General features: G+C 48.6%; 3 protein-coding genes. All 3 read right to left on the bottom strand.

The features are described 5' to 3' along the window. Positions 1-181: 181 nt before the first annotated feature. The 3 genes from B2Z67_RS08315 to B2Z67_RS08305 all read right to left on the bottom strand — a co-directional run bounded on the left by B2Z67_RS08315 (position 182) and on the right by B2Z67_RS08305 (position 5,345). On the bottom strand, positions 182-622 hold the full coding sequence (locus B2Z67_RS08315) for a phospholipase (protein ID WP_291529359.1): 441 nt from the start codon (positions 620-622) through the stop codon (positions 182-184). 4 nt (positions 623-626) lie between these two features. After that, complete coding sequence (locus tag B2Z67_RS08310; protein ID WP_291529358.1) at positions 627-1,886, bottom strand: 3-phosphoshikimate 1-carboxyvinyltransferase; 1,260 nt, start codon at positions 1,884-1,886, stop codon at positions 627-629. Positions 1,887-2,090: 204 nt separating this feature from the next. After that, on the bottom strand, positions 2,091-5,345 hold the full coding sequence (locus B2Z67_RS08305) for a S41 family peptidase (RefSeq protein ID WP_291529357.1): 3,255 nt from the start codon (positions 5,343-5,345) through the stop codon (positions 2,091-2,093). Positions 5,346-5,541 lie beyond the last annotated feature (196 nt).

Raw genomic sequence — 5,541 nt, 5'->3', positions numbered from 1 at the left:
GAGGAGAATAGAGATAGTTCTGAAAATCAATAAAGATAGTTCTGAAAATCAATAAAGATAGTTCTGAAAATCAACAAGATAAATAACATGCGAAACTTAAATGAATTATAAATTATGAATTATGAATGCCTGCGCTTCGTTCCGCGCAACCATTCATAATTCATAATTCAAAATTCATAATTCAAAATCGCACAGCCTCGTTAGCATTCGTCCTCCTCTCCCCAATAATCAAGAATACTTCATCCTTAATATTGTCCGGCAATGCAATGCCTCGTAGCTGTAGGCTGCGTACCCATCCGGCTACATCAGTATCCTGCATCGTATAGAACACATTCCGGAATTCATCTTCCTGTCCGGAAGTATAACTTTCAGGGGCAATGCCGATATACTTGTCCAACTCCTCGTCGTCGTAGTATTCTATCTTCTTGCTGACGGCAGCCAGTAAACTGTCCTTCTCGCATACCTCGTGCTGCCCGCAACATTCCGCGTCCACCTCTTTTACTTCGGGCATAGCATCCAGTTCACCGCGCTCAAACTTCTTTTGTAAACGCCGGTTACGGATGTATCCTGCCGAAAGTGCAATGCAGCCAAGTACAACAAGACTTATTACCAGTATCCACATATCCCTATTCCTCTACTTCAATAGTAAACCCTGCCTGCTTTAAATCCTCCCAATACTTGGGGTAAGATTTGGAAACCACCTGTGGGTTGTTAATCCGCACCGAAGGCAGACGCAGGCAGGCAGGCGCAAACGCCATTGCCATCCGGTGGTCTTCATAAGTTTCTATAAGCGGATTAGCCTCCGGCTGGCAACGATCGCCTCTCCACTCCAACCCACCGTCTTGATCCAGCGTTAACGGATATCCCAATTTGCGCAACTCCGTGATAAGCGCATAGATACGGTCGGTTTCCTTTATCCTTAAACTTTGTAACCCGGTGAAGCGAAAGGGTATATTCATTAAACAACACGTTACGACAAAAGTTTGAGCCAGGTCGGGTATGTCCACTAAATTCTCTTCTATACGTGTGACCGGTCTGCCCATCTTTATTAAAACCACTCCCTGGTCGGTGCGCACTGTTTGTATGCCGAGATTGGAAAATATCCTTGCTCCCCGGCTGTCTCCCTGGTAGCTATCCGGATAAAGTCCCAGTAATTCTATTTGCTGAAAGTCTTCCCCTTTCGGACCATTCTCTACTTTCGGGCTTAGCGCAAGTATCTGATACCAATAAGAAGCGGCGCTCCAGTCGCTTTCTACCGTGAAAGGTATCTCTTTATACTTCCTGTGGCGGACGGTAATATAGTTTTCCGAACTCCATGTGACATCCGCGCCAAACTCTTTCATCAGTTGCACCGTCAGGTTGATGTAAGGGCGTGAAATAACTTCTCCCCTTAACTTCAGCCTTAAACCGTACTTCATCACAGGACCTATCATCAGTAATGCCGATATAAATTGCGAGCTTACGCTGCCGCGAAGATTGATTTCCCCACCGTACAATTCCGTGCCTGTGATGTACAGCGGAGGAAAGCCTTCGTTCCCGAGGTATTCAATATCGGCGCCCAGTTCGCGCAGGGCGTCTACCAAAATCCATATAGGGCGTTCCTGCATCCGTCGTGTGCCCGTAATGACACGTGTTCCGGGAGTAACGCTCAGATAAGCCGTAAGAAAACGCATGGCGGTTCCGGCTGCAAGGATATCTATTTGCTGGGAATTTCCGTTCAGAGCCTTCCGCATTACACGGGTATCGTCACAGTCGCTTAGATTGCCGATCGGGGTGTAGCCTTGTGCAAGAGCGTGCAACATCAAAACTCTGTTACTGATACTTTTAGAGGCTGGTAACTGGATAGTTGTATTCAAAATGGCAGGTGCCGTAATCTTATAACGCATACTATTATTTCTTAATATCAATTTCTATAGCCTGCAAAAATACGATAAATATCTGATTTTTTAGACGCAGATAACGCGGATGGCGCGGATTTCTTTTTATCTTCCGGTTATTTCCCGGATAGGATAACATAGCGTAGCATTCGAAAATCCGTGTCATCCGCGTTATCCGCGTCTAANNCGTCTAAAAAATTACTTGATAACCGTCTATTTCTTAAGATCTTTCAGCAACTCCTCCACGGCTACCTTCAACTGCGTATCTTCCCCTTTCACAATCGTTTCGGGAGAATTAGCCACTTTGATATCCGGTTCCAGTTCTGAGTTTTCCAGGTAACTGCCGTCCGGCAAGCGATAGCCTACAACGGGGATGCCGAATACGAGTGACGGGTCTTGCAACCGTTCCCACGATACACTGGTCATGGTTCCCGGAACAGGCATGCCTACCAACTTGCCCAACTTCTGGTGACTGTACACCCAGGGGGTGCCGTGCGCGTTCGAGTAATTGGCTTCGCACATCAACATGATGGATGGTTTATTCCAACGGCGGCTGGGCATGTCGCACGCTTCATTGCCGCGAATCACCTGCGTAAAGTACTTCTTGCCGCTGAACAGTATCTCTATATCCTCGTGCAATCGTCCGCCGCCATTGAACCGCGTGTCTATGACAATGCCCTCACGGTTATTGTATTTCCCCAGGATATCCGAGTAAATGGAACGGAAACTGTCGTCGCCCATCGCCTGAATATGAACGTAACCCAACCGTCCGCCCGACCACTTGTCAACGTCCGCCGCACGTTGCTTCACCCAGCGGGTGTAGAGCAATGTGTTCAGGTCAGCGTTTTTGATAGGGATTACTACTTCTTCCCAGCGCTCTTTGGTTGCCGGGCTGTATAGTGAAACGAGCGTTTTCTTTCTCTCCTTGTCATTGAGCAGCGTGTAATAATCCATTTCGGGAGTGATTTCCGTGCCGTCTATTTTCTCGATAACCGCGCCTGCTTTCACTTTGGTGCCGGCTTTGTCGAACGGACCTTTTTCTATAACTTCGGCAATAAGCATACCTTTGCCCTCATAGTTCCAGTCGAAAAGCAACCCCAGGCTGGCTGTCGGTTCACTTTGCCCGCTCGGATAGAAACGTCCTCCGGTATGGGAAACGTTCAGTTCGCCCAACCATTCGCTCAGCAGTTCGGCAAAGTCATGATTGTTGTTGATGTGCGGCAGGAACTTGCGGTACGCGGTTGACATCGCATCCCAGTCCACCCCGTGCATATTGGTGTTGTAGAAACGTTTCTGCTGTTGCTTATACACACGATTGAACATGTATTCGCGTTCCGCCGCCAAATCCATCTTCACCCGGGCAGTGTATTTGATAGGCTTCAATTCATCGGAGGCAACCACCATTTTGCGCATGTTCTTGCCGCTCAATATAAACAGATTCTTACCGTCTTTGTCCATCCTTAGCGATACCCATCCCGGTTCTATCTTGTGGAGCAGCTTGTTTTCTTTCTTGCGCAGATTCATCTTCCACAAATTACGCCCGCCTTCGGAAGTGGCGATGTAATAAAGTGTCTCACCATCTTTGGAGACGATGGCGCTACCCAAATCGGAAGAACTCGGCGTCAGGCGTACGATGCGGTCTTCCATGTTTTTGAGTTCCACAACGATATCTTTTGCCGCGCTCGTTTCTTTGGTTTCTTTCGTACCTTCGCTTTTCTTGTCTTTCTCTTTGCCGCTCTCTTTCTCCTTCTCTTTCTTTTGTGCGGATTCCAGTTCTTTGTTTAATTCGTAATCTTCTTTGCTGAGGCAGAATTTATCGTAAGCATCCTGGTTAAGGAATACCAGCATAACGTCTCTCAGCGACCCCCAGGAGGCGTGGGCGCGCATGCCGTAGCGTTCGGTGATGAAGAGAATCGCATTGCCGTCGATCGCGAAGCGGGGAGCGCCACTGGTGTAACCACTGTTAGTCAGGTTGATGATTTCACTGTTGCCTTGTGCGCTAACAAGACCGATGTCGGAGTACGGGTGATGTTTGTTGCCGATAAATTCGAGGGTAAACCATTTACCGTCGGGCGACCATGTGTAGGTGAAATCCCCTTTGGTGTCGTAGCACGTCGAGCCATCGGTAATCTGGCGTACTTTCTTTGTCTCCAGATTAAGTACCATCAGCCGGTTGCGGTTTTCTATAAAAGCAAGCTCCTTTCCGTCGGGCGAGAATTGTGGTGCGGCGCGTTCTATCGTGCCGGAAGGTAACAGGACTTCTTCCGTTACGGTGGTTGCGTTCGGGAAGTTCGGGTCTTCTTTCCTGGAAATCTTCGCCAGGTAGATTTGCCGGTTGCCGGTGCGCTCGCTTGTATACGCCAGGGTGCGGTTGTCCGGAGCGAAGGACAGCGCGTCTTCGTTGGCGGCAGTCTTCGTAATTTGTTTGGTGGTGGTGTAATCTGTCGACGTAACGAATACCTCGCCGCGCGCAATGAATGCAACTTGTTTACCGTCAGGGGAAACTAAGGCAGAGGTTGCGTTATCGGTAAGATTCAAGTTGGCTATCTGTGGGCGGTCGTCGCGTGTAATCTCTACATTTATCTTTCGGGGAGTTGCACCGTTCTGTTGGGTGTAGATTTCTCCGTCATATCCGTAGCATAGAGTGCCGCTTTGGCTTATTGAAAGAAAGCGCACGGGGTGGGTCTTGAAAGAAGTCACCGCTTCTACCGTCTGTGGTTGGGAAAGCGGGAGAGAATATACGTTGAATGAACCGCCGTTGCGTTCGCTCAGGATGTACAGGGTTTCTCCGTCCGGAGACACGACCGGGTTACGGTCTTCGCCTGCGCGTTGAGTGAGGTTGGTATGTTTCCCGGTTTTCGTGTCGTACATCCACACGTCGCGGGTGATGGAAGATGTGTGGTGCTTTCTCCATTCGCTTTCTATGCTTTTGCGGTCCTGGTAGAAGAAACGGCTACCCGATTTGTCGAAACAAACGGCTTCGGCAGGAGTGCCCGATACTTGTTCCGTGCGTCCGCCTGTTGAGGGAACTTTGTAGAGTTCGGTCATTGCTGTGGTAGGGAAAAGGGCGCTGTGTGCCGGGTCTTGAATGGCGGCTGAGAAAAAGATGTATTTGCTGTCCGGGGTAAATGTGGACGGGAGTTCGTTTGCCGAGTTTGTAGTCAGGCGCTGCGCCGTTCCTCCGCCTGCGGGCATCACGAAGATGTCGAAGTTGCCGTTTCGGTCACTGGCGAAAGCTATCTGTTTGCCGTCCGGCGACCATATCGGGGTCTGTTCGTATGATTCCTGCGTGGTAAGTTGGATGGCGGTTCCGCCTTGTGCAGGTACTTTGTAGATGTCTCCTTTATAGCAGAATGCAATTTCTGTACCGTCGGGAGAGATTTGGATATCGCGCATCCAAAGGGGGGTTGTCGCATAACCGGCCATTGTTGTAAAGCCCAGTGCGATGCAAGTAAGGAATCTTTTCATGGATTTATTCATTATGTTTTTCGTTGATAATGGGCAAAATTAATAAATATATTCTGGAAAAAAGAAATAGAATACGGATATCCTTGCTTGTATATTCAATTTTTATGCAAGTTGGTGAGGGACTCTGTCTTAGATTTAAATGGGAATTTGGGTTGAATACAGAGGGGCAGAGGCACAGAGGTTTGCTGTTTTTGAG

It is taken from the genome of Bacteroides sp. UBA939 (assembly GCF_002293435.1).
Taxonomy (GTDB): Bacteria; Bacteroidota; Bacteroidia; order Bacteroidales; family Bacteroidaceae; genus Bacteroides.
The sequence above is the reverse complement of the archived record's forward strand: the minus strand, read 5'-3'. Positions and strand labels throughout refer to the sequence as shown.